Here is a 24,019-nt window from a genome sequence, read left to right on the forward strand (position 1 = left end):
CGCGGGGCGGGCGAGGTGAGGGTCCTGGAAGCGGTGCTGGTGGTCACCGATTTGCTGATCTTCCTCGCCCTGGTGATCCTGATCCCGCGCACGCTGCGCGTGCTCCGACAGGCGGCGCCCGCGGCGCCCGCGGCGGCGGTGGCGCAGGCGCTGCTGGAGGGGCCGCGCTGGCAGGTGATCCCGGCCTACGCGCTGGCGGCGGCCATCACCGTGGTGTGGCTGCTCGGCGTCCTGGCACCGGCGCGCCGCCCGGTCCGGCTCCTGCGGCTCCGGCGGTTCGCCACCGCCGTCACCGTGGTGCTGGCCGCGATGGGGCTGGCCGTCTCGACGGCACTGGCGATCCTGCTGCCCGTGTTCTCCTTCGCACCGCCCACCGGCCCGCACCGGATCGGCACCGTGACCTACCACTGGACCGACGGCGGGCGTCCCGACGTCCTCGCCGCGGATCCGCGTGCCCGCCGCGAGCTGATGGTGCAGATCTGGTACCCCGTCGCCGGCGCGCCGTCCGCTCCCCGTGCCGCCTACGTCCAGGACGAGGACGTCCTCGTGGCCATGGCGCGACTGGCGCGGGTGCCGGACTTCACCTTCGGGCACCTGCGTCACGTGACGACGAACGCCGTCACCTCCGCACCCGTGGCCGCTCAGCACTCCCGCTACCCGGTGCTGATCTTCCTGGAGGGGGCCATGGGCTTTCGCCAGATAAACACCTTCCAGGTCGAGCACCTGGTCTCCCACGGCTACGTCGTCGCAGCCGTCGACCATCCCCACACCGCCGCCTCGGTGCGTTTCCCCGACGGGCACCGCATCGCCGCGCTGCCCGCAGCCCGGCTCAGGGCCCTGATCGACCGGAGCCTCGACCCGGCCGGCGAGCGGGCCGGCGAGCGGGCCGACCAGACCCCGGCGCCCGGCGGCCGCTCGCTCGGCGGCGGCCTCGTCCCCCACCTCGCGCGCGATGTCACCTTCACCCTGGACCGCCTGACCGCCCTGGACCGGGCGGACCCGGCCGGCCTCCTGACCGGACGGCTGGACCTGCGCCGCATCGGCGCCTTCGGCGTCTCACTGGGCGGCATCGTCACCGGCGAGGCCTGCCGGACAGAACCGCGCCTGCGCGCCTGCCTGATGATGGACACCCGCATGACCCCCGCCGTGGTACGCCAAGGCCTCGACCGGCCCAGCATGTGGATCACCCGCGACGCCGCCACCATGCGGCGCGAGGGCTGGTCCGCCGACGACATCGACCAGCACCAGAGCAGCATGCGGGCGGTCTTCGACAAACGGCCCGCGGACGGCTACCTCGTGCGCGTACCCGGCATGTTCCACGCCGACTTCACCGACGTCTCCTCCTGGTCACCGGCGCTGTCCCGTTTCGGGATCACTGGCTCGGTCCCCGCGCAACGCGCGCACACCATCCTCAACGCCTACACCCTGGCGTTCTTCGACCGGCACCTGAAAAACCTCCCGACCCCACTGCTGGACGGCCCCGCACCGGACTATCCGGACGTACTGCTCAAAACACGCCAACCCTGAGTACTTCACGTCTCACGAGGACACACCCGATGACAGGAGAACAGACGATGGCGACCACGCCGGGCCACCCGGAATCAGGCATCCTCGGCCGACTGTACGCGCTCAAACGGTGGATGTACCGCGGCGACCGCCCCGGCCTCCTGGCACGGGCGCTGAACCACGTGGCCGCACTGCAGTACTCGACCGGGGTGCTCGCATCCCGCCGGGCGGCCACGCTCGAGGTACGCGGGCGCTCCAGCGGCCGGACGATCACCGTCCCGGTAGTGGTCGCCGACCACGAAGGCCGGGAATACCTCGTGTCCATGCTCGGCAACAACGCCAACTGGGTCCGCAACGTCCGCGCCGCCGACGGCCGGGCGGTCCTGCACCGAGGCCGGCGCAGGCCGATCGTGCTCCAGGAGGTCGACCCCGGCGCGCGTGCCCCGATCCTGCGCCGCTACCTGGCACTGGCGCCCGGCGCCCGCCCGCACCTGCCGGTCACCAGGGACTCCCCGCCGGAGGCCTTCGCGGCGATCGCCGAAGCACACCCCGTCTTCCGGATCACCTCACCGCACACGGCCGGGCACGCCTGACCCGTCCGCCGGCCGCCCGGGCAAGCGTGTCGTCGACGGATACCGCTCGGTGTAGGAGCCTCCAGCCAGGCGTGCGCCACCGCCGCCGGGCCACCGTGCCCGGGGCCGGCGATGTAGATCATGTCCTGGTCGCGTTCGGCGATGATCCGGTTCAGGTGCGCGAAACAGAAGTTCAACCCCGGCGTGGTCCCCCAGTGCCCCAGCAGGCGCGGCTTGATGTGCTCTGGCCCTCCCCTCTGGCCGGGCAGTGTCCTCCGTGTGGGTGACCGCGAGGTGGTGAGATGCCGGGTGCGACATCGGGAGATTTCGTGTTCGAGACGTGGAAAGACCCGCTCCCTGTGCGGTGGGAGCGGGTCTTCGGTCTGCGGGCGGGGTGAGCGCCGGGTGCTCAGCGCAGGATGGGGTAGCGGCGCACCAGGGGGGTGGTGGCCCACCAGGTGCCGATGCCCCAGGTGGTGCCGGCGCCGGCCAGGGCCAGGCCGGCCAGGACGGCGGTGTAGATGAGGTGGTCGTCCAGGACGGGGTTGTTCTGCAGGGGCAGCTCTGCGGCCCACATCAGGATCATCATCAGTCCTCCGGCGACGGCGGCGATGCGCAGGCCGATGCCCAAGAGGAGGGCGGTGCCCACGCCCAGCAGGCCGAGCATGAACAGCCAGTCCACCCACCCCTGTCCGGCCAGCGCGCCGAACACCCCGCCCAGCGCGTTCTCGCCGGTGCCCTTGAGGAAGCCGGTGGTGGGGCTGGCTCCGGTGAGCCAGGCCCGCTCGGTGGGGGTGGCGAAGCCCAGGCCGAAGGTCTTGTCCACGAACGCCCACAAGAAGATGAACCCCAGACCGATCCGGGTGATCGCCCAGGCACGCTCGGCCGGACGATTGACCGCCCGCTGCTCGGCGGGCTGTGTGGGAACAGCGGGACCGGCCTGAACGGGGACGATCTGCGCGGGAACGATTCGTGCGGCAACGGGCTGCGCGGGAGCGGCGCCCGTGGCCGGCCCGGTGTGAACGTCGTATCCGTGAGTGGTGGCCATGACGGCTCCCCTTTCCCTGTCGATCCGTGATGTTCGGCTGTCCTTGCGACACTCCCATCACACCGCCTCCCCACCCCCCACCACAGAGCCGTAAGGACCCCGCCGCGGTCTCGAACGTCCCTCCCCCGCGGGACCTTCGGCCCTGCCGCACCACGTATGAGACGAGTGGAATGGCGGAAAGAGTCCATACCGCCAGGAAGAGGAAGACACGCGCGTGAGCGTCGGCGCGATCCGCGCGCCGTGGCGGGACCGCGATTGCATCCCCCTCCGGAAGGATCGATGAGAATGCTGGCTCGCGATGTCATGACCGGCCCGGTCATCACGCTCCGGCCCGCCCATACGGTGCGCTGGGCCGTCCGGGTGCTGCTGGCCAACGCCGTCACCGCCGCTCCCGTCCTGGACGACGACGGGACGCTCGTGGGGATCGTCAGCGAGATGGACCTGCTGCGAGGGGAGTTCCAGCCCGACCCGCGTACCGCGATGCGCCCCATCCTGGGTCACGCCGCTCCCCCGCCGCTGCGGGTGGAGGAGGTGATGACCCGCCAGGTGGTGACCGTCACCCCCACGACCGACGTCGCCCGGCTGGTCGAGCTCCTCATCGCCGAGCGCGTCAAGAGCCTCCCGGTCCTGGAGGGCGAGCGGGTGGTCGGCATGGTCAGCCGGCGTGACCTGATACGCATGCTGGCCCGCTCGGACGAGGAACTGCGCGCGGACGTGATCGCCGCCCTGACTGAGCAGTATCCCCTCGGGCCGAGCTGGGACGTCACCGTCGAGGACGGGGTGGCCACGCTGAGCGGGCACGCCGACGACCGGCACGACCGGATCGCCGACCTGCTGACCAGGACCGTCCCCGGCGTCACCCGGGTGAGGCACCTTCCGTGACCGGGCCGGCGTGTCCGGCACCGTACGGCACCGTACGGCACCGCCGATCAAGGACGTTGGTCCCCTCCCCCGGTGACCTCCGGCCGATGAAACGGGCCTCGCCGACGACGACAGTGGAGATGTAGACGAGCGACGAGGGGGTTCTCCCGATGACGAGCACGACGAACGCGACGAGCACGGTGGCCGTGCGGAACACGTCGGCCGAGCGGCGGGGGGTGGCCCCGGCGCCGTGGCGGGGGTTCCGCGGCGAGGGGTGGCGCACGGGTGTGGACGTGCGCGCCTTCATCCAGGACAATTACCTCCCCTACGTGGGCGACGAATCATTCCTGGCCGGGCCGACGGACCGTACCCTGGCCGTCTGGAGGAAGATCACCGACCTGCTCCCCGAGGAGCGCCGACGCGGGATCTACGACGTGGACGCCTCGACCCCGTCGTCGATCACGGCGCACGCGCCGGGCTACATCGACCGTGACCGCGAGCTGATCGTGGGGCTGCAGACCGACGCGCCGCTGAAGCGGGCCATCATGCCCGCGGGCGGGCTGCGGATGGTGGAGAACGGGCTGGCCGCCTACGGGTACACGCTCGACCCGAAGGTGAAGGAGATCTTCACCCTGTACCGCAAGACCCACAACGACGGCGTCTTCGACGCCTACACCCCCGAGATCCGCGCGGCCCGCCGTGCCGGGATCATCACCGGCCTGCCCGACGCCTACGGGCGCGGCCGGATCATCGGCGACTACCGGCGGGTCGCGCTGTACGGGGTGGCGCACCTGGTCACTGCCAAGAAGGCCGAGCTGCGCGCGCTGGAGGGCGCCTTCGCGAGCGACGCGGTGATCCGCGACCGCGAGGAGCTGTCGGAGCAGGTACGCGCGCTGGAGGAACTGCGCCGGATGGCGGCCTCCTACGGCCACGACGTCTCCCGCCCCGCCGCCACTGCGCGCGAGGCGATCCAGTGGCTGTACTTCGCCTACCTGGCCGCGGTCAAGGAGCAGAACGGCGCGGCCATGTCGCTGGGCCGCACCTCCACCTTCGTCGACGTCTACCTCCAGCGTGACCTGGAGGAGGGACGAATCACCGAGCAGCAGGCCCAGGAACTCGTCGACGACTTCGTGATCAAGCTGCGGATCGTGCGGTTCCTGCGCACCCCCGAGTACGACCAGCTCTTCTCCGGCGACCCGACCTGGGTGACCGAGTCGATCGGCGGCATGGGCGCCGACGGCCGCACCCTGGTCACCCGCACCAGCTACCGCTACCTGCAGACGCTGCGCAACCTCGGCCCGGCCCCCGAGCCGAACCTGACCGTCTTCTGGTCGGCACGGCTGCCCGAGCCGTTCAAGCGGTTCTGCGCCCGCCTGTCGATCGAGACCAGCTCCATCCAGTACGAGTCCGACGACCTGATGCGGCCCGTGCACGGCGACGACACCGCCATCGCCTGCTGCGTGTCCGCGGCCCCGGTGGGCAGGCAGATGCAGTTCTTCGGCGCCCGGGTCAACCTGGCCAAGACCCTGCTGTACGCGATCAACGGCGGCCGCGACGAGATGACCGGCGAGCAGATCGGCCCCGTGACGGAGCCTTTGCGCGGCGAGTACCTCGACCACGACCGGGTCATGGCGGCGTTCGAGACGATGATCGCCTGGCTCGCGCAGACCTACGTCGAGGCGCTGAACATCATCCACTACATGCACGACCGCTACGCCTACGAGCGCATCGAGATGGCGCTGCACGACCACCCGGTCAAGCGCACCCTGGCCTGCGGCATCGCCGGACTGTCGGTCGCGGCCGACAGCCTGTCGGCCGTCAAGCACGCCCGGGTGCGGGTGATCCGCGACGACAGCGGCCTGGCCGTCGACTACGACATCGAGGGCGACTTCCCCGCCTACGGCAACAACGACGACCGCGCCGACGACATCGCCGTGGGCCTGGTGCGCTCGTTCATGACCGAGATCCGCCGCCACCCCGCCTACCGCGGCGCCGAGCACACCCAGTCGGTGCTGACCATCACCTCCAACGTCGTCTACGGCAGGCACACCGGCAACACCCCCGACGGGCGTCGCGCGGGCGAGCCGTTCGCGCCGGGCGCCAACCCGATGAACGGCCGCGACCGGCACGGCCTGGTCGCCTCCGCCCTGTCGGTCGCCAAGCTGCCCTACGACCAGGCGGGCGACGGCATCTCGCTGACCAACACCGTCACCCCCGAGGGGCTCGGCCGTACCGAGCAGGAGCGGGTGGGCAACCTGGTCGGGGTGCTCGACGGCTACACCGACGCGGGCGGCTTCCACATGAACGTCAACGTGCTCAACCGGGCCATGCTGCTGGACGCGATGGAGCACCCCGACAGGTACCCGCAGCTCACGATCCGGGTCTCGGGGTACGCGGTGAACTTCGTCCGCCTCACCCGCGAGCAGCAGCAGGACGTGGTGGACCGCACCTTCCACGGATCGCTGTGAGGGAGGGCGCGATGAACCCGGCGGCGCGGTGCGAGCAGATGACCGGCGATCACGAGACCGCGCTACGGCAGGGCGAGGCCGAGCTTCGCCCGCCACCCGCGCCACCGGGCACCGGCGTCATCAGCTCCTGGGACCTGTCCATCGGCGTCGACGGCCCCGGCACCAGGTTCACCGTCTTCACCGCCGGCTGCCCGCTGCGCTGCCTGTACTGCCAGAACCCCGAGACCTGGCGGATGCGCGACGGCCGCCGCGTCACCGTCGACGAGGTCATGGACGAGGTCGGCAAGTACCGCCGGTTCCTCACCGTAGCCCACGGCGGGGTGACGATCAGCGGCGGTGAGCCGCTGCTGCAACCCGGCTTCACCGCCGAGGTGCTGCGCCGCTGCCGCGAGATCGGCCTGCACACCGCCCTGGACACCTCCGGTTTCCTGGGCGAGCGCGCCGGCGACGCGCTGCTCGCCGACACCGACCTGGTCCTGCTCGACATCAAGTCCTCCGACCCGGCCACCTACCACGGCCTGACCGGCGCCCCGCTGGAGCCCACCCTGCGCTTCGCCCGCCGCCTGGCCGCACTCGGCCGCCCCACCTGGGTCCGCTTCGTCCTGGTCCCCGGCCTCACCGACGACCCCGGCAACGTCGAGGGCATCGCCCGCTTCGTCGCCGGCCTGGGCAACGTCGAACACGTCGACGTGCTGCCCTACCACCGCATGGCCGCCGAGAAGTACCGGCGCCTCGGCCTGCCCTTCCCCCTGCCCGGCGTCCTGCCGCCCGGCCCGGAACTGCTGGAACGGGTCCACGCCCAGTTCCGGGCGCACGGCGTCACCAGCATCTGACCGACGAGGCTCCCCGTCCGGTCCGCCGGCCTGAATCCGTGCCGCTCGCCGGCCGGTGCCACGTCGGGCGACGTTCACCCCGTCCACGATCGCGCGGGCACGTACTTGTTGCGCCAGGCCGCCACCGGCGACGAAGCAGAAACGCGAGGACAGCCCGGGGCTCCCCCAAGAAGACGAGGGGCGACGAGGAAAACGGCCCGCCCGGGTGAGAATTCCCGGTCCGTACCGGACCAGGATCGAGCCGACACCGCGCCTGTGGAGCTCGGACGTCCACGGCCGACGGGCCGAGGACCCGCATGCCGACCGGCCCCTGGGCATCGAGGAGGCCGCGGGTGAACCGGTCAGGAGGACGGCGGGGCCGGGATCACGACCAGCGGGCAGGTGGCGTGGTGCAGCAGCGAGTGGCTGACCGATCCCAGCAGCAGCCCGGTCACCTCCCCGCGTCCGCGTGAGCCGACGACCAGCAGACCGGCGTGGGCCGAGGCCTCGGCCAGGACGTGCGCCGGGTGGCCGTGTTCGAGCCGCTGGGTGATCGTGACGTCGGGGTGGCGTTCGCTCCAGCCGGCCAGGGCCTCGGCCAGCAGGCGCCGTTCTGCCTCGGCGGCCTCCTCCGCGATCTGCAGGGCGGAGGGGCCTCCACCGACGACCGGAGTGCTCCAGGCGTGCACCGCCCGCAGGCCGACACCGCGCAGGGACGCCTCGGCGAAGGCGAACCCCAAGGCGTCCGCCCCCGCGGCCGAACCGTCCAGGCCGACGACCACCTCCCCGCCCGGCGGGGTGAGCGGATCGCGGACGACGGCCACCGGGCAGGCGGCCCGCCCGGCGACCCCCAGCGCCACCGAACCGAGCAGCATCCCCGCGAAACCCCCCAGCCCGTGATTGCCGACCGCCAGGAGCCCGGCGCCGGCGGCGGCCTCGATCAGGACGGTGCGCGGGTCACCGCCCAGCAGCTGCGTCCGTGCCGTGGCCCGGGGATCCTCCTGGTGGACGCGTTCCCGTGCCGCCTCCAGCGTGGAGGTGGCCCCCTCGCGCATCCAGCGGCCCACCTCTGCGTAGCGGTCCCGCTCGGAGATCTCCAAAGGCCAGGCGGGCATGGCGTACACCAGGCTCAGCTCGTCGCCGCGAAGCGCGGCCTCACGCGCCGCCCAGCCCGCAGCCGCGAGCGCCGCCTGCGAACCGTCCACTCCCACTACGATCATGACAACCTCCTCGTGTCATCCATGACACCATCACACCGGCGGGCGACCGGCGGGCGACAGCGGTAAAGGTCCTTTTACCCGAGGACCTCCGTCACCCTGTCCCGGTTCCCGGCCTCCCGTACTCGTCGCCGGGACGGGCGTCCGCTCCGTTCACGGCCGGCCACCGGGCAAGATCGCAGAGCAGGGGAGTGAGCACGGCCGTGCCCAGGGCCAGCGCCCACCCGGTCGCGGGCAGCGGCACCAGGGCCAGCGGGGCGCCGAGGAACGGGACAAGGGTGACGAGCACCTGAAGCAGCGCGGTGGCGGCGACCGCGATCGTGATCGTACGGCCGTGCCACCATCCCCGTTCGAAGGTCCACCGGCGGGCCCGCACGACGTAGGCGAGGGTGAGGCGGGCCAGGACCAGCGTGAGGACCGCCTGGGTGCGTACCTGCTCGTCGCTCCAGCCCATCCGGCGGGCCGCCTCGACCGCAGCGATCACCAGCAGGCCGACGACGAGGGAGCGCAGCGCGACCCGTCTGAGCACGGCGCCCGACAGCAGGCCGTCCCGTCGTGGCCGTAGTGCCAGGGGGTCTCCCGCGGGCCGGTCGACGCCCAGGGCGATGGCCGGGATCCCGTCCAGCACCAAATTGATCCAGAGCAGATGCACCGGAAGCAGCGGGATGATCAGGTCAGGCCACAGGAGGAGGCCGACGAGCACCAGGAAGATCTCCGCCAGGTTGCCGGTGAGCAGGTAGCCGATCATCGAGGTGACGTTGTGGTGCAGGCGCCGTCCCTCGCGCACCCCGGTGACGATGGTGCCGAGCTCACCGTTGGTGACGACGACGGCGGCCGCCTCCCGCGCCACGTCGGTTCCCTCCTCGCCCGCCATCGCCACGCCCACGTCCGCGTGCCGCAGCGCGGGCGCGTCGTTGACACCGTCACCGGTCATGGTGACGACCTCTCCGCCTTCTTGAAGGGCGCGTACCAGGTCGAGCTTGGTCGCCGGATCCACCCGGGCCAGCACGCTCGCCCCGCGCAATCGCGCGGCCCTGTCCTCGGCACCCCGCCCCTCCAGGGAGGCGCCGGTGACCACGGCAGCGGAGTCGATGCCGACCTCCTCGGCCACGGCCCGGGCGGTGTCACCATGGTCGCCGGTGACCATCATGACCCGGATGCCGGCCGCCCGGCAGTCGCCGACCGCCCGCAGGGCCGAGGGCCTGATCTCGTCGCGCAGCCCGAGCAGGCCGAGCGGGCGCAGGCCCCCGGCGTCCAGGTCGTCGCTGTCCCCCTCGGCCAGCGCCAGCACCCGAAGGCCCTGACAGGCCAGTTCGGTCACGGCGTTCATCAGGCGGTCGGTCTGTTCGCCGGGCACGCAGCGGGCCAGCACCGCCTCGGGCGCGCCCTTGACGGTCAGCAGGGGCCCCTCGGTCGGCAGCGGCCCTTCGGTTACCACGGCCATGGAGCGGGTCTCGGCGTCGAAGGGCCGGCTCTTCAGGCGCCTCTCGCCGTGTGACAGCCGGGCCCCATTGCGCTCGGCGGCCGCGCGCAGCGCCACGTCGACGGCGTCTCCGAGCCCGTCGCGGGCGTCGTTGCAGCGCAACGCAGCCCGCCACACGTCCGCACCGGCGATCGTCACCTGATCGACGACCGCCAGCCGCCCGGTGGTCAGCGTCCCGGTCTTGTCGGAGGCGATGACGGTCGTCGCGCCGAGCGCCTCGATCGCCGAGAGCCGGCGAACGATCACTCCCAGCCTGGCCATCCGCTGGGACCCCAGGGCCAACGCGGTGGTGACGGCGGTGGCGAGACTCTCGGGAACGGCGGCGATGGCGAGTGCGACCCCGGCCAGCACGATGTCGAGCAGCGCGGCCTCCCCGCGGCTCACGCGCGTCAGGCCCAGCAAGACCATGATCACTCCCGCTATCAGCGCGAGCAGGCCGATCCGCCGCGACGCCTGCGCCAGATCCGCCTCCAAGGGCCCCTTGTGCTGCCGCCCTTCGAGGGCACCGGCGATGCGTCCCATCTCGGTCGCCGCGCCGGTCCGCTCCACCAGGGCCGTCGCCGCCCCCCGGACGACGAGGGTGCCGGAGAACAGTTCCCCGTCGCGGTCACCCAGCGCAACCCCCGCCCCGCCGGCGCCGCCGACCCGTTTGCCCGCCGACCGTGACTCCCCCGTCAGCATGGCCTCGTCCACGCCCACGGCGCCGGCCTCCAGCACCCGCGCATCGGCGGGAACCCGGTCACCGGCCGCGACCTCGATCACGTCGCCGGGCACGACCTCGGCCGCCGGAACACGCCGGGTGACGCCGTCCCGCCTGACCTTGGCCATGGGCGCGCTGAGGGTACCCAGCGCACGCACGGCCTGGTCGGCCTTGGCCTCCTGCCCGGCGCCGATGACCACGTTCACCACCAGGATGGTCAAGATCGCGATTCCCTCGGGAATCTCGGCCAGGACAAGCAGCGTCACCAGCCCGGCGATCAGCAGCAGGATCGACAGCGGGTCGGCGAGCTGCCGCGCCACACGGGCCACCAGGGTGGGCGGCCGGGAACGCGGAAGCTCGTTGGGGCCGTACTCGCCCAGCAGGCGGGCGGCCTCGGCCTCACCGAGCCCCGCCGAGGTGTCCGCCTTGATACTCATGCATCCAGCAGACCATCACGGTCGCGCCCGGATCCCGGGGCGAAAGCCACCGAGGCGAGGGACTTTCGGCCCCGGTGGCCGCCGCTTCGGCTGCGGGCCGGTCATCGGCCCGGGCCGTGGAGCGGTGAGCTGTACAGGGTGGGGGTCGTGGGGTCCTAGCGATGCCGCGTCACGTGTCAGGTGAGGGGTACTCGCCAGGTCAGGCGGGTCCCACCCTGCGAGGAATCGGCCTCGAAGGAACCGCCGAGAGCCGCGGCGCGCTCTTCCATGTTGCGCAGGCCGCTGCGCTTGCCCTCGTCGGGCAGGCCGATCCCGTCGTCGGTGACGGTGAGGGTGAGCCGGTCGGCGGTGGCCTCGGTGAAGACGTCGGCCCGGCTCGCCCTGGCGTGGCGCACGATGTTGGACAGCGCCTCGCGCAGCACGGCCAGCAGCTGCCCGGCGAGCGGTTCGGGGACCTTGTTGTCGAGCTGGCCCTCCATCCGCAGGCCGGGCATGAAGCCCAGGTGCCCGCGCGCACCCTCCACCAGCTCCACGATCCGCGCGCGCAGGCTCGGGTCGGCGGCCTGGCGGGGGGTCTGCAGGGCGAAGATGGTCGAGCGGATCTGGCGGATCGTCTCGTCCAGCTCGTTGATCCCGTGCTGGAGGCGGCCCGAGGCCTCGGGGTGGTCGACGAACCGCACGATGCTCATCAGCGTCATGGCGACGGCGAACAGGCGCTGGATGACCACGTCGTGCAGGTCCTTGGCGATCCGGTCGCGGTCCTCCAGCAGCCCCAGCCTCTCGGCGTCCTGACGGGCCTCGGCCAACTCCAGCGCGACCGCGGCCTGTCCGGCGAAGGAGTGCAGCACCCGCAACTCGCCGCCGCTGAACGGGATACGACCCGGCCGTTTGCCCAGCACCAGCACCCCTCGTACTTTCCCCGCCACGCCCAGCGGCACCGCGGCGGCGGGCCCCACCACCAGATCCCGGACGACGGCGGCGGGCAGGTCGGCCTCGCCGAGATCGGTGACCGTGACCGGCTCACCGCCCAGCAGAGCCCTGCCCGGGAGCGAGCCCTCGACGTCCACCCGGGCCTGGTCGAGCCCGTCGGCTCCCGGACCGTCGGCGATCGTCACCTGCAGGACCTCGCGAGCGGCGTCGGGAAGCATGATCATCGTGATGTCGGCGGAGGCCAGACCTCGGGCCAGATGTGCCATCAAGGTCAGCACCGCATCCGGTTCGGCCCCCGACAGCAGGGCCGTGGTGACCTCGGCCGAGGCCTGCAACCACATCTCCCTGCGCCGGGTCTCCTCGTACAGGCGGGCGTTCTCGATGGCCACGCCCGCCGCGCTGGCCAGCGCGCTCACGATCGCCTCGTCCTCGGCGTCGAACTCGCCTCCACCGCGCTTCTCGGTGAGGTAGAGGTTGCCGAACACCTCCTCGCGTACCCGGACCGGTACCCCGAGGAAGGAGCCCATGGGCGGGTGGCCGGGCGGGAAGCCGTAGGAGGCCGGGTGGTCGGTGATGTGCCTCAGCCGCAGGGTCTGCGGTTCCTTGATCAGCAGTCCCAGCAGGCCCAGCCCGTGGGGCCAATGCTCGATGCGGGCGATCTCCTCCTCGCTCAACCCCACCGGGACGAACTGCAGCAGCGTGCTCTGCTCACCGGCCACGCCCAAGGCTCCGTAGGTGGCGTCGACCAACCTGGTGGCGGTCTCCACGATCCGGCGCAGCACGGTCTCCAGGTCTAGATCGCTGCCCACCGCGACCACGGCCTCCAGGAGCGCGTGCACCCGGTCCCGGGTGGCCAGCACCGCCTCCAGACGTCCCTGCAGCTCGGCCAGCAACTCGTCCAACCGCATGTTCGGGATCAGGGAACGCGGCTCCTTTTCCGTCATACGGCGAAGTCTCGCATCCGGCGGCACCGGTGCCCACCCCGCGCCGAAGATCGCTCATCCCTCCGCCGCTCACCACCATGGCGTCGTCCCCACGCTGCTCGCGGCGCTGCTCGCCTCCACCGAGATCGTCGAAATCTGGATGATCCAAAGGCCGGGAACCTCCCCGAGACCACCGCCGGCCTTGCGCCGCGCGTGAGGTGGATTCCGGGTGAGAGCATCGCGTGGATCCGAGCCAGGCGCGGAGTGACAGGGCGATAATCTTTACGTACGACGGCCTGTCAGGACGCCGGCCGCGACGGCCTGATCACGCAGAGCTCTGAGCGAGATCACTTCGCCGTCCTCGCGCGTGACGCACCACATTCCCATCCCGTCGCAGGTCCGTGTCTCTCGCACGAACGCTCCGGCCTCATCGATCTTGCTGTAGATGCCGCCGGTGCCCTCCAAGGTGATCCGCCCCTCGTCGTTGATCTGTGCCCAGTGGCTGGAGCCCAAGTGGGTGAAGACGATGCGCGTACCTGGCCGAATGACACCTGCCGCGACCATACGCGCGACGTCGGTCCGCAGACGTGTCTTTCGTGCAGTGGGCACACCCTCGTCGGCGTCGGGCCTGAGGAAGGGGTCGGAGAGTTTTACCTGGTCGGTGGCGCTGAACCCCAGCCGGTCGAAGGACCAGATCCTGGAACACAACCGCAGGTACAACTCCTGCCGTGTCTGGACGATGGTGGCCATGGGCGTCTTGGTCGCGAAAGGCCGCATGAGGCCGTCCACCTTGTGCGCCTTGACGAACTCACGCAGTCCTGGGAATCGGCGGTGGTATCTCTGGTCGAGCACACCGACAAGAACGTTCTGACGTCCGTAAAGCTCGATCTTTTCGTCGTACGGCATCGCGCCGAGACTCGCGTTGTCCTTGTCGGGCAGCAGGACCAGCCCTCCGAGCTGGTTGCGCAGGGAGCGGAAACGAAGGGCGTCGGGGATCTCGTCCCGGTGCCGCTCCGGTTTGTTCGCGAACAGATGCTCTATCTGGTACGGGAGTGCGTCGTCGAGATAGTCGGAGACGTCACCACGCTGCCCACACCCTTGCTGGACGAAGGCGGTCAACCTCACCAGCAGGTACTTCACCTGGCCACGGTTGGTGCCACGCAGGCCAAAACCGTTCAAGACGGCATACTCGCACTCTTCCCCCCGGACCTGTGCGGCGAGCACGGCACTGACATCGTCGGCGGTTCGGCATCCGCTGCTGCACGAAGCCCGAAAGGCGACTCTTCCTACTTATTGATCATGAGGCGGATCCTTGTTTCGTTCACAGCGATCGAGCCGATCGTGCCAGCTCAGAGCTTCCACTGCCTCAAGTAGATGAGAAAAACCGCGGGATGCCTCAAGTTGAATGAGACAGTTTCATTGCGACCGAGAGGCATTATTAGATAGTATGTTCGAAAAAGTAAAGCGAAATCAGATTTGTTGATGTGCCTCAGATTGAATGAGACAGGACAACTAATTTGCCATGAAGTGTCAGTTCGCGGCGGCGGCCACTGAGCAACGCACCGCCGAACGCATCGCCGCCGCCGACCGGCGCGCCGAGAAGTCCGAACGGGCGGCCTGGCGAGCGGCCGGAGAGCACGAAACCGAACGCGACCGCGCCAAGCAGGCCGCCGTAGAGGCCGAGGAACGCTCCGCGGCCGCCGAGCGTGCCAGCAGACAGATCACCTCTGAGCGCGACGCCCTGCAGGGCGTCCTGGATGCCGAACGCCGCCAGGCCGCCGCCGCAGTCGACGCCTACGACCAGCAGATCACCACCCTGGAAACCAGGCTGGCCGAGCACGTCACCGTTCTCAAGCAGGCACAGGCCGATCTGAAAGCCGCTGGTAGCCGGCGCGCTGAGAGCGCCTAACAGAATGAGTCTGACTGTGCTTTGATCTCTCGCTGTAGCGACGGTGAGAGGGGTGGCGGGTGGCGCGGCTGAAGCCGTGGGAGGTCAGCGACGAGTTGTGGGCGGTCATCGAGCCGCTGCTGCCGAAACACCAGCGCCGGGCCCGCTGGCCAGGACGCAAACGGCTCGATGACCGTCTGGCCCTGCAAGGCATCTTGTTCGTGCTGCACACCGGCATCGCCTGGGAGCACCTGCCACAGGAACTGGGTTACGGCTCGGCCATGACGTGCTGGCGGCGGCTGAACGAGTGGCACAAGGCAGGTGTCTGGCAGCGCCTGCACGAGGTGCTCCTGGCCCGGCTGCGAGCGGCCGATGCTCTCGACTTCTCCCGCGCCGCGGTGGACTCCTCCCACGTCAGAGCATTAAAAGGGGGGCGCAGACCGGCCCGAGTCCAGTCGATCGAGGACGGGCCGGCAGCAAGCACCACCTGATCACCGACGCCACCGGCATCCCGCTCGCCGTCATCCTCACCGGCGGCAATCGCAACGATGTCACTCAGCTGATCCCGCTGCTGCGGGCCATCCCGCCAGTGCGTGGCAAGCGTGGCCGGCCTCGCCGACGGCCTGACGTCGTCCTGGCCGACCGCGGCTACGACCACGACAAGTACCGCAAGCAGGTCCGCGCCCTGGGCATCCGCCCGCTGATCGCCCGACGCGGTACCGAGCACGGCTCTGGTCTGGGGAAACAGCGCTGGGTCGTGGAACAGGCCTTCGCCTTGCTCCACCACTTCCGCCGGTTGCGCATCCGCTGGGAAGTCCGCAACGACATCCACGAAGCCTTCCTCAGCCTCGGCTGCGCCTTGCTCTGCTGGCGCCGCCTCAACTCATTGTGTTAGCAGTTCTGAGACCGCCCGGGACAAGGCCCACCAGGAAGCCGCGCAGGCCCGCGCCGAGACCACCCAGGTGCGCGAGGAACTCGCCCAGTTGAGGAAGGAACTGGACGTCGAACGCAAGGAACTGGAGAAGGTACGCCTCGCGGCCGCCACCGCCGAGGCGCGACTGCGCGAGCAGGACGGCCGGCGGCAAGATGAGGAGCGCATCAAGCGTGCCGCTGAGCAGGCCGTGACCCGACTGCTCGCCGAGCACACGACGAAGCAGCCCCCGCCTGGCGGGTGAGCCGCTGTCGGCACCGCGGCGACGGCCGGTCACGCTAAAGGGAGGACGGCGAGCAAGTAGGGGTGCCGTGTTGGGTCGGGCCGGGGAAACCCACCGGGAGTAATCACGGCAGGGCGCCCCGGTCCGACCCAACACGGCACCCCGACATGCGGCCGCACAACCGAGGCCCCACACTGACCCCAAGCGCCCGCTCTCCTTCGGGAGGGCGGGCGCTTTCACGTCACCTCTGACAAGATGATCTCCCCGCACCCCCCGCGAAGGACATCCTCATGAGGCGATGGCTCGCCCTCGCAGCCGCCACCCTGACCGCATCCGTGCCCGCTGCACCCGCAGCCGCGCAGACCGGCCCGCCCGATCCGGCCAAGGCGATCCAGCAGCAGTTCCGGGCCCACCACGGCGTACAGATCGCCGAGATCTCGCGCACGATCTACAAGGACGCGACCTCAAGCCGAGACCGGCTCACCAGCAGAGTCCAGCTCGGCCCCACCGGCCCCGTTGCCGTCGACACCTCCATCCGGTGGGTGCCCGACGCCAAGAGCGCCAAGGCGGCGGAAACCAACGAACTGGCGGCCGAGATGGCGAGCCCGTCCTACATGACCGCTGTCGGCGGATACCTGTACACCTCCGGGATGTACTCGCTGCCTCAAGGCAAGTCCTGGACGAGATCAGAGCTGCTGAGGCCCGTCGTCGACTATGCCAGCCAGCAGACAACGGTCAACGTGCTCGACCCGGCCGCCCTGAAGACCCTGCTCAGGGGAGCAACGGTCAAACCGGTCTCCGGCGGGTTCTACTACCAGGGCACGCATGCCGAGCTGAAAATCTCGTGGCGTCTGTGGACCGACACCACCGGCCTGCCCAAACGACTGCTGACCAACAAGCGCGTGGTCGGCGAGCACAGGCTTGCGAAGATCGAGAGAATCGACACCCGCTACAGCGACTGGGGGATGCCACTCGTGGTCGTCCCTCCGCCGGCCGATGAAGTAATCGACTATGAGGACCTGGAAGATCCCTACGGCTCCCCCAAGGCCGAACCGAAGGAACTCATCACACGGTGAAGAGATAGCAGGTGACCCGATCCTGAATGTGTGAGCGCCTCGCTCGTCCTCCCCGTGGAAGACGGCGGGGCGATCTTCTGCGTTCGATCAGAGCTGAGCCGCAGCCCACTCGCCGATGACCCGGACGCTCTCCGGCGTCAGATTGGACGCGACCACACCCGCCGGGTCGATCCACCGGTACCCGGCGTGCTCGTCCGACAGGACGAAGTCGCACCCGGCCCCCGGGCCGACATGTAATGGCACAAGCCACTGACACAAGGTGGCAAAACTGCACTTCAGTGCGTGGATTTACGTTGTCAGAAGGTGGCACCTTGCCAGCCAATGACAGTCCTCTCAAGGAAGAGAAGAAATCCACTACAGAGCGCGGCAGTAAGGCCGAGGCAAGTCAGCGCTCTTGGGGCAAGAAGGAGTCCACTGTGAGCGATCACTGGAGTTTGCGAAGACGAAACTTCCTGTAGCGCCTTGCCCGCACCAACGCTCCGACCTGCGGACTGACACCTGATGGCAAATCGGCACTGACAGTTTCGTGACAGTTCGCACTGGCGCAGATGAAAGCTGGGCCGGCACACCTGGAACACGACGTGGTCCCTGGCGCTGCACTCCCGCGCGGTCGCGCCGCTGAACCACACGCTGTGCGCGCCCGCCCCATGGTGCTTGAGCACACAGCGTGAACCGGTGGCGCAGCAACGCGGTCAGGTCGATGTCCCGAGCTGGCCGCTCGTCAGCTTCTGGCCCGGGAAACCCCGTACGCAACGCCCTTTGAGCCGCCCACCCGCGGATGGGGCCCTCGGCGTGGTGGACGCCGCCTGACGCGAGGGGGCAGCTCTTCGGCAGTCGGCTCTTGAAACTCCACTGCCGAGAAGGCGGGCGGCGCCTTGCAGCTCGTGCCACGCCAGCGCGATCAGCGATTCCAGTACTCCTTCTCCTGTGCCTCGGCGGCGCCGCAGGCCGCGCTGTCGTTCGCAACCGGCCCCGGACCGGTGGCCTCGGACCGGGGCCGGCGTGATGCGGCTCTGCGGAGCCGCATCACGCCGATGAAGGCCAGCAGACCCGCCGCTGCCATGGCCGCCTACGCCCAGCGCGGCTTTTGCCTCGCTTATGCGGCGCCGCTGCGACCGTTTGAACACCATGGCCGGGCCATCGGGCGAAGTGCCATGGTCGGCGAGGGCGAGCATGCGCTTACTCCTTCTCCTGTGCCTCGGCGGCGCCGCAGGCCGCGCTGTCGTTCGCAACCGGCCCCGGACCGGTGGCCTCGGACCGGGGCCGGCGTGATGCGGCTCTGCGGAGCCGCATCACGCCGATGAAGGCCAGCAGACCCGCCGCTGCCATGGCCGCCTACGCCCAGCGCGGCTTTTGCCTCGCTTATGCGGCGCCGCTGCGACCGTTTGAACACCATGGCCGGGCCATCGGGCGAAGTGCCATGGTCGGCGAGGGCGAGCATGCGCTCCAGCAGCGCCCTGCTCTTGCGATCGATGCGGCACCCAGCAACAGTGATCGCCGCACCGGCGAAGGACAGGCCGTGCTCTGGCTGCACATCGATGCGACGTCGCGCGTTGCACGATGTGATCCGACGCCGGGCGGTAAGAGCACACGGGGTCACCTCGGCTGCCAGCGGCCGATCTTCTTGGCGGCCAGGGTGGCGCCGATGCGCTCATAAAAGCGCTGGGCGGCCACGTTGGACGCGGCCACCTCCCAGCGGATGACCTTGCCGTCGGCGGCCTCGGCGACGGCCCGCATGAGATGCTCGCCCACGCCGTTGCCGCGTTCGGCGCCGCTGACGTACAGGTCGTCCAGGTGGAGGTAGTCCTGACCGGACCAAAAACCGACGCGCTGCAGCCAGGAGACATACCCGATGGCCTGCCCGTCGCGCTCGGCGATCAGGTAGCCGACCTGCGGGTCAGCCAGCAGTCGCTTGAGGTCCTCGACGCTCACCGTGACGCCCCAGGCCTGGTCTTGATGTTCGGCCAGGGCCCGGATGAGGGCGTGCACGGTGGCGGCGTCATCGGGGACGGCGCGACGAATGGTGATCACGGGGTTCCTTCCGGGCAGGAGTTTCCCAGCGGGGCATAGGGGGTGGTCTGTTGCGGTCGGCAGGGGCGAGCCGGCGCGGTGGCCGGGTCAGGGCTCGAGGGCGCCGTCGGCCAGGAGAGGAAACCATACCCCGGCCCGGTATGGGAAGGGTATACGGGTCCGGCGGGAACCGAAGCCCTCCCGGAGGCCTCAGCCGTGTTCGGCGTGCCGGCCGTGGTCGGTGACCTGGGCGTCGAACCAGGCGTGCAACGCCTTCACCAGGGACGGGTCGGTGGTGGTGTAGGTGATCGTGGCTCCGGCGGGCAGTTCGGCGTAGCCGATGCCGATGCGGTCGTGGCCCCGTTCGAGCTCGCGCAGGCCCGGCATCCGGCCGCCGTGGATGGAGGCCGGGTCGCCGTAGTCGCCCTTGCCGAAGCGCGCCGCCTCCCCGGCCAGGTGCTCGCGGACGAGCCTGATCTGCCCGGTGTCGGCCGGGTCGTCGGAGGTGACCCTCTGCACGCCACCGGTGGCGGACGCGGTGAAGCGGTGGGTGGTGCGCTCCAGGTCGAACGGCATCACCTGCCGGCCTCTGGCCGCGATCTCGGCCTGGCGGGCGGCCGGCGCCTGCCGCTCGTCGCGGCCGGTGAGCGCGTACGCGGTCGCGGCGGCCATGACGAGTGCCAGCGCCGCGGCCAGCGCCTGGACGCGGCGATCCCTACGTTTCATCGACGGCCTCCGTGAGGATGGTCAGGGCGCGCAGCACGTCGGCACGCTCCTCTTGGGGAACACGGTCCAGGACGGCGGAGAACCGCCGGGACCTGGCCTCGGCGAGCCTGGCCGCGGCGCTCACCCCGTCCGGGGTGAGCCGGACCAGCACGCCGCGCCCGTCGTCGGGCGCGGGGGTGCGCTCGGCCCAGCCGCGGTTGATGAGCTGGGTGACCAGCCTGCTGGTGGTGCTCTTCTCCAGCCGGAGCCGGTGGGCCAGCTCGCTCTGGCGCAACGCGCCGTCCCTGGCCAGCTCACCCAGCGCGTGCGCCTCCGAGACCGGGACGGGCTGCCCGCAGGGCGTCCGGTCCGGCTGGTGCAGGCCGAAGGCCCGCACGAAGCGGGCCACGGCGTCCTGGAGTTCACGTTCCTCCGCCATGGTTCGACCATACAACCAAATGGTTGTACCGAACAACCAGCTGGCTATCAGGAGAAGGGGCCTCGTCCAGTGACGTGGTGACCGGCGCGCTTCGACAGCGCATGCGCCTTCGAACCTGGATGTGAGCCCAGGAGCGGGTAGCAGACCTTCACAGGAGGCCTATCGTGAACTGCTGGTTCCGGCCCACCCTTGAGGGGTGCCGGGCATGGTGCTGCCTCTGCCGGCTCAGCTCAGTGTCCTGGCGTACCGAATTTTCACAGCGACGCCCAAGAGGCCGCCCTACAACGGCGTGGCCATGTCTGCGCGCTGACGCGCCACCGGCGACAGGTCCTCGCCGACCTGACCTGCCTGTGCCGGTGCTCGCCCGCCTCCCTGGCCTTGTGATCGACGCGCTGTCGGGATGCTCCTGGACACCGCCGATCGGATCACCAGCCCTTGCCGCAGAACAGGCCCTTGGCGGTGGAGGTGGCGTTCCCTTTGTTCAGGCTTTCGTTGATCTCACCTTTCACGTTCTCCTGCGGCCAGGTGGTCACGGATCAAGATGGTACGCACGAGGCGCCTGAGTTCCTTGATGCCCGACAGGCAGGGGGTGGGGGCGGCGGGTCTGGAGAAACTTCAGCGCGCTGCTGAGCCCGATCACCACCCGTTGGAGAACCAGCCCTCATCCCTGTCGAGCGTGAGCAGCCCGAACCGCTGACCGAGACCTGTCGGCGAAACAGAAGGCGTGGCAGCCAAGTTTTAGCCGTTTGGCACCTCATGCGCCATCGAATTCAGGGTGCAAGAGGCCGACGTGGTGCGGCGTGTCCGCCGATGACAGCGGACCATGGCGAAAACTCGTTGGCCTTTTTTAAGCGCTTCCTTTTCGAAAAGGACGCACCGGTCGTGCCGCAGGATCAGTGTGGCCGGCGCTAGAAAAGCGTCTCCGGTTGCGATTCGCTCCGCGCAGCGAGCTTGATTATTTTGTCACTGCTCAGCTGCCCTCGCTCTGGATGGCGTTCGACGACAGCAGCCGCCGGACGACCGGTGGCACATGTGAGGGACGATAGACTGTCTCCAGCAGCGCCATTTCTCTCAATTGCTCGAGTGTCCGCTCCCCTTTGCCTAGTTCGGCGAGGATGGCTTGCTGCAATGGGCGTGTTTCTGGGTCGAGGGTGGTCTGGTCCGGGTCGCGAGGGTCGCGGTACCCGATGCCTCGCACCGGGTCGACCTTCCACACGGCCTCTTTCGTCTTCTCCAAGCCCTTGTGGCTGGTGGTGCCGTAGACCAGATGGATGTCACGGCCTCCTTCGTCGAGCATCTCGAAGGACAGCACGAAGGGGAACCCCGCCTCTTTCAGGGAGTCTCGGTATGTGCTCACGAGGAAGGTCTTCTTCTGCCAGGAAGGGAGCTTTCTGACCTCGCGCCACCGGGTTCCACCGAAGGCCTTGTCGCCGGCGGCCTGGTGGGCTTCTGCGTTTCCGAGCTGCAGAAGAAAACGTGTGCCGAACGTCACGATAACCTCGCTGGAGGGAACGGCGGCGATGGAGCGTGCGATATCGAGAGGAATGTCCGGCCCGCCCCAGCTGTCGAGGAAGGCAAAGATCGGCGCGGTCATCGATCCAGCGTCGGCGAGCGCAGGAAGAAGTGTGGCGGCGCACTTTCCTGTGTGATAGCCGATTTCCATGGTCTGCGGTCGGCCACCGTACTTGGTGGTGATGGCGTCGCCTTCTTGCCTGAGTCTTTCCAGTCGTGCGGCGTCGCCTTCGACAAGGGTGATGTTTGTTTTCTTTCGTTGTCCTTCCGCTTCCAGGGCTGTCAGGAAGTACCCGGCCTTGACGATGGCGTCGATACCGAGCGCGGGCCGTGAGCCGTATGCCGCGCGTCCTTGGATCTCCACGTCGAACCAGATGAAACCTTTGTGCACGAGGGTGACCTCGAGGTGGCTCGGCTCGATCACGATGGCCGCGTCGGCGGTGAAGGATTCCAGTACTTCCTGCGTACCGGAGCTGGCGTGCTCTTCGTCGGCGACACAGGCGAGGATGACGTCGCCACGTAGTGAGCCCTGTGCGGTGGCGCGGGCGGCGGCGCACATCATGGCTGCGATGCCGCTTTTCATGTCGAAGGCGCCGCGGCCGAACATCTTGCCGTGACGGATCTGCGGGACGAGCGCGTCACCGTCGTAGTCGGCCACGCCTACCGTGTCGAGGTGGCCGTTGAGCATCAGTGACCGGCCGCCGCCGCTTCCGTGGGCGATCGCGACCAGCGACGGCCGGCCGCGACGTCTTTCCAGGTGGTGGATCTCGAAGCCGTGAGTGGCCAGCCACCGTTCGCAGAAGTCGGCCATGGCGCTCTCGCCCGCTCCGCCGGGTACCACCTTCGATCTGGAGGAAGAAGCCCTTGCCCGCGCCCTTCTGCCGTGTCCGGGCCTCCAGCGGCGTGATCGCCCCGCCGCCTGCGCGAGCAATCGATCAAATCCCGTCTGCCAGGCGTGCGGATCCTCAGTTGCCACCGACTCCGACGTCGTCCCAAGGCGCGAGCGGACGGAAACCGCAAAATTAAGCCCGTCCACATGTCGAGCCGATGAACACGAACTTCTCAGGCCGGAATCGGAACGCTATCCTCACCCGTAAGGGGGGCCCGGATTCACCCGTGCCAAGTGCCTGTGCAACACATGTCGTCATGAAGCTGGGTGATCGATGGGGAACCGCGAGCCGAAGATGGCGGCACCTGCCGTCCACGACGTTGATGCCTTGGCCGGCGCGGGTCCCCCGCGCGCCGGCGAGCCGCTCACGGATCCCGGTTCGACACGCTCTCGTCCCACCGGCCGCGATGTCGCCCGGCTCGCGGGCGTATCGCAGGCCACGGTCTCCCTGGTCTTCTCCGGGATCGCTGGTCATCGCGTCTCGGAGAACACCCGCAATCGGGTACGAGAAGCCGCGAAGCGGCTGGGTTATCAGCCCCAGGCTGCCGCGCGCCAGCTACGACTCGGCCGCACAGGCATGGTCCTGCTCGCCATACCCGACATCAAGGGGCCGTTTTTCGCCCGGATCTTGGCCGGTGCTCATGAAGCCGCCGAAGAGCACGGCCTGACCGTGGTGGTGGGCTCTCAGTGGGACAGCGATAAATTGGCGTCGATGACCACCGTCAATCAGTTCGACGGTCTTCTGATCTGCTCGCCGACCGACCGGCAGATCGGCGAATTCCCCGCCTTCATGCCGGTGATCTTCCTTGACTCCGATCCCGCGCTCGGTGGGAGGAACCGAATAGTCGTGGAGTTGGACGTGGCCGGCGGCATGCGGTCGGCCGTGCGGCACATGGTGGGACTTGGTCATCGGCGGATCGGCCACCTACGCTACGACCGGCCGTCGCACACCTACCGTGCACGGCAGGCGGCCTTCGAGGAGGAGAGCCGTCATCTCGACGTGGTGGAACGTCTGATTCCAGAACCTGCGGGTTTTGAAGGTCTGCGAAAGATCGCGTGGGAGATGCTGGCCGCAGACGATCATCCCCGCGCGGTGATCTGCGACGACGATCTGGCGGCGGCGTGTGTCTACCACGCGGCCGCCGAGTTCGGGTTGCGCATACCGGATGACATATCTGTCGTGGGGATCGACAATATCGACGCCTCGGCCTTTTTCGTACCCGGCCTGACCACCGTGGATCTCAGCGGTGAGGAACTGGGCCGTCTTGGGATCACCGCTATGGCAGGGCTGCTCAACGGAGACGACCCGCAGGCACCGGCACCTGTGCGTACCCGGCTGGTCGTCCGGCAGTCCACCGAGGCACTCCGGATGTGACCGGGTGACTCGTA

At 69.5% G+C, this 24,019-nt stretch carries 20 protein-coding genes and 1 pseudogene; 10 read left to right on the forward strand and 11 right to left on the reverse strand.

Going from position 1 to position 24,019, the window contains the following annotated elements; all coding sequences use genetic code 11:
* Window positions 1–15: 15 nt before the first annotated feature.
* The gene (locus ABD832_RS02030; RefSeq protein ID WP_344887343.1) at window positions 16–1,527 is read left to right on the forward strand and encodes an alpha/beta hydrolase family protein; all 1,512 of its coding nucleotides are present in this window, start codon (window positions 16–18) and stop codon (window positions 1,525–1,527) included.
* Between the two features lie 29 nt (window positions 1,528–1,556).
* Window positions 1,557–2,099 carry a nitroreductase/quinone reductase family protein gene (locus ABD832_RS02035; protein ID WP_344887345.1) on the forward strand — a complete coding sequence of 181 codons (543 nt, stop codon included), beginning with the start codon at window positions 1,557–1,559 and terminating at the stop codon, window positions 2,097–2,099.
* 24 nt (window positions 2,100–2,123) lie between these two features.
* Here the strand turns inward: ABD832_RS02035 and ABD832_RS42010 are convergent.
* Together ABD832_RS42010 and ABD832_RS02045 are read right to left on the reverse strand one after the other, a co-directional pair.
* Window positions 2,124–2,326: pseudogene (locus tag ABD832_RS42010) on the reverse strand (phosphoketolase family protein); the annotation flags it as partial.
* 161 nt (window positions 2,327–2,487) lie between these two features.
* The gene (locus tag ABD832_RS02045; RefSeq protein WP_344887347.1) at window positions 2,488–3,126 is read right to left on the reverse strand and encodes a hypothetical protein; all 639 of its coding nucleotides are present in this window, start codon (window positions 3,124–3,126) and stop codon (window positions 2,488–2,490) included.
* Between the two features lie 285 nt (window positions 3,127–3,411).
* Between ABD832_RS02045 and ABD832_RS02050 the strand changes: the two genes are divergently transcribed.
* The 3 genes from ABD832_RS02050 to pflA all read left to right on the forward strand — a co-directional run bounded on the left by ABD832_RS02050 (window position 3,412) and on the right by pflA (window position 7,288).
* Window positions 3,412–4,008, forward strand: coding sequence for a CBS domain-containing protein (locus ABD832_RS02050; protein WP_344887349.1), 597 nt, complete (start codon window positions 3,412–3,414; stop codon window positions 4,006–4,008).
* A 149-nt stretch (window positions 4,009–4,157) separates the two neighbouring features.
* Window positions 4,158–6,455 (forward strand): formate C-acetyltransferase, encoded by a 2,298-nt coding sequence (gene pflB, locus ABD832_RS02055; RefSeq protein WP_344887351.1) that lies wholly within the window; start codon window positions 4,158–4,160, stop codon window positions 6,453–6,455.
* Window positions 6,456–6,466: 11 nt separating this feature from the next.
* Window positions 6,467–7,288, forward strand: a complete 822-nt coding sequence (gene pflA / locus ABD832_RS02060) for a pyruvate formate-lyase-activating protein (RefSeq protein WP_344887353.1) — start codon at window positions 6,467–6,469, stop codon at window positions 7,286–7,288.
* 341 nt (window positions 7,289–7,629) lie between these two features.
* Here the strand turns inward: pflA and ABD832_RS02065 are convergent, their stop codons facing one another.
* The 4 genes from ABD832_RS02065 to ABD832_RS02080 all read right to left on the reverse strand — a co-directional run bounded on the left by ABD832_RS02065 (window position 7,630) and on the right by ABD832_RS02080 (window position 14,181).
* Complete coding sequence (locus ABD832_RS02065; RefSeq protein ID WP_344887355.1) at window positions 7,630–8,487, reverse strand: universal stress protein; 858 nt, start codon at window positions 8,485–8,487, stop codon at window positions 7,630–7,632.
* A 91-nt stretch (window positions 8,488–8,578) separates the two neighbouring features.
* Window positions 8,579–11,104: a cation-translocating P-type ATPase gene (locus tag ABD832_RS02070; RefSeq protein WP_344887357.1), complete on the reverse strand. Its 2,526-nt coding sequence runs from the start codon at window positions 11,102–11,104 to the stop codon at window positions 8,579–8,581.
* A gap of 176 nt (window positions 11,105–11,280) precedes the next feature.
* Window positions 11,281–12,978 carry a sensor histidine kinase gene (locus tag ABD832_RS02075; RefSeq protein WP_344887359.1) on the reverse strand — a complete coding sequence of 566 codons (1,698 nt, stop codon included), beginning with the start codon at window positions 12,976–12,978 and terminating at the stop codon, window positions 11,281–11,283.
* A gap of 261 nt (window positions 12,979–13,239) precedes the next feature.
* Complete coding sequence (locus tag ABD832_RS02080) at window positions 13,240–14,181, reverse strand: restriction system modified-DNA reader domain-containing protein (RefSeq protein WP_344887361.1); 942 nt, start codon at window positions 14,179–14,181, stop codon at window positions 13,240–13,242.
* A 298-nt stretch (window positions 14,182–14,479) separates the two neighbouring features.
* Here ABD832_RS02080 and ABD832_RS02085 point away from each other — a divergent pair, with 298 nt between their 5' ends.
* The 4 genes from ABD832_RS02085 to ABD832_RS02100 all read left to right on the forward strand — a co-directional run bounded on the left by ABD832_RS02085 (window position 14,480) and on the right by ABD832_RS02100 (window position 17,075).
* Window positions 14,480–14,866, forward strand: a complete 387-nt coding sequence (locus tag ABD832_RS02085; RefSeq protein WP_344887363.1) for a hypothetical protein — start codon at window positions 14,480–14,482, stop codon at window positions 14,864–14,866.
* Window positions 14,867–14,925: 59 nt separating this feature from the next.
* A protein-coding gene (locus tag ABD832_RS02090) for an IS5 family transposase (RefSeq protein ID WP_425582560.1) occupies window positions 14,926–15,740 on the forward strand; the annotation gives its coding sequence in 2 pieces (ribosomal slippage) (window positions 14,926–15,280 and window positions 15,280–15,740; 816 coding nt in all).
* 67 nt (window positions 15,741–15,807) lie between these two features.
* Window positions 15,808–16,020 carry a hypothetical protein gene (locus ABD832_RS02095; RefSeq protein WP_344887365.1) on the forward strand — a complete coding sequence of 71 codons (213 nt, stop codon included), beginning with the start codon at window positions 15,808–15,810 and terminating at the stop codon, window positions 16,018–16,020.
* 269 nt (window positions 16,021–16,289) lie between these two features.
* The gene (locus tag ABD832_RS02100; RefSeq protein WP_344887367.1) at window positions 16,290–17,075 is read left to right on the forward strand and encodes a hypothetical protein; all 786 of its coding nucleotides are present in this window, start codon (window positions 16,290–16,292) and stop codon (window positions 17,073–17,075) included.
* An 87-nt stretch (window positions 17,076–17,162) separates the two neighbouring features.
* Here the strand turns inward: ABD832_RS02100 and ABD832_RS02105 are convergent, their stop codons facing one another.
* From ABD832_RS02105 to tcmP, 5 genes are all read right to left on the reverse strand, one after another.
* Window positions 17,163–17,318, reverse strand: a complete 156-nt coding sequence (locus tag ABD832_RS02105; RefSeq protein WP_344887369.1) for a hypothetical protein — start codon at window positions 17,316–17,318, stop codon at window positions 17,163–17,165.
* Between the two features lie 1,353 nt (window positions 17,319–18,671).
* Window positions 18,672–19,106, reverse strand: coding sequence for a GNAT family N-acetyltransferase (locus ABD832_RS02110; RefSeq protein ID WP_344887371.1), 435 nt, complete (start codon window positions 19,104–19,106; stop codon window positions 18,672–18,674).
* A gap of 189 nt (window positions 19,107–19,295) precedes the next feature.
* The gene (locus tag ABD832_RS02115; RefSeq protein ID WP_344887373.1) at window positions 19,296–19,811 is read right to left on the reverse strand and encodes a hypothetical protein; all 516 of its coding nucleotides are present in this window, start codon (window positions 19,809–19,811) and stop codon (window positions 19,296–19,298) included.
* On the reverse strand, window positions 19,801–20,229 hold the full coding sequence (locus ABD832_RS02120) for a MarR family winged helix-turn-helix transcriptional regulator (RefSeq protein WP_344887375.1): 429 nt from the start codon (window positions 20,227–20,229) through the stop codon (window positions 19,801–19,803). The genes ABD832_RS02115 and ABD832_RS02120 overlap by 11 nt, the downstream gene beginning before the upstream one ends.
* Before the next feature lie 970 nt (window positions 20,230–21,199).
* Window positions 21,200–22,552: a three-Cys-motif partner protein TcmP gene (gene tcmP, locus ABD832_RS02125; RefSeq protein WP_344887377.1), complete on the reverse strand. Its 1,353-nt coding sequence runs from the start codon at window positions 22,550–22,552 to the stop codon at window positions 21,200–21,202.
* A gap of 352 nt (window positions 22,553–22,904) precedes the next feature.
* On the opposite strand from tcmP, the gene ABD832_RS02130 reads away from it, so the two are divergent.
* Window positions 22,905–24,005, forward strand: a complete 1,101-nt coding sequence (locus tag ABD832_RS02130) for a LacI family DNA-binding transcriptional regulator (RefSeq protein WP_344887379.1) — start codon at window positions 22,905–22,907, stop codon at window positions 24,003–24,005.
* The last annotated feature ends 14 nt before the right edge of the window (window positions 24,006–24,019 follow it).

The sequence above is a fragment of the Streptosporangium longisporum genome, assembly GCF_039534895.1.
Lineage (GTDB): Bacteria > Actinomycetota > Actinomycetes > Streptosporangiales > Streptosporangiaceae > Streptosporangium > Streptosporangium longisporum.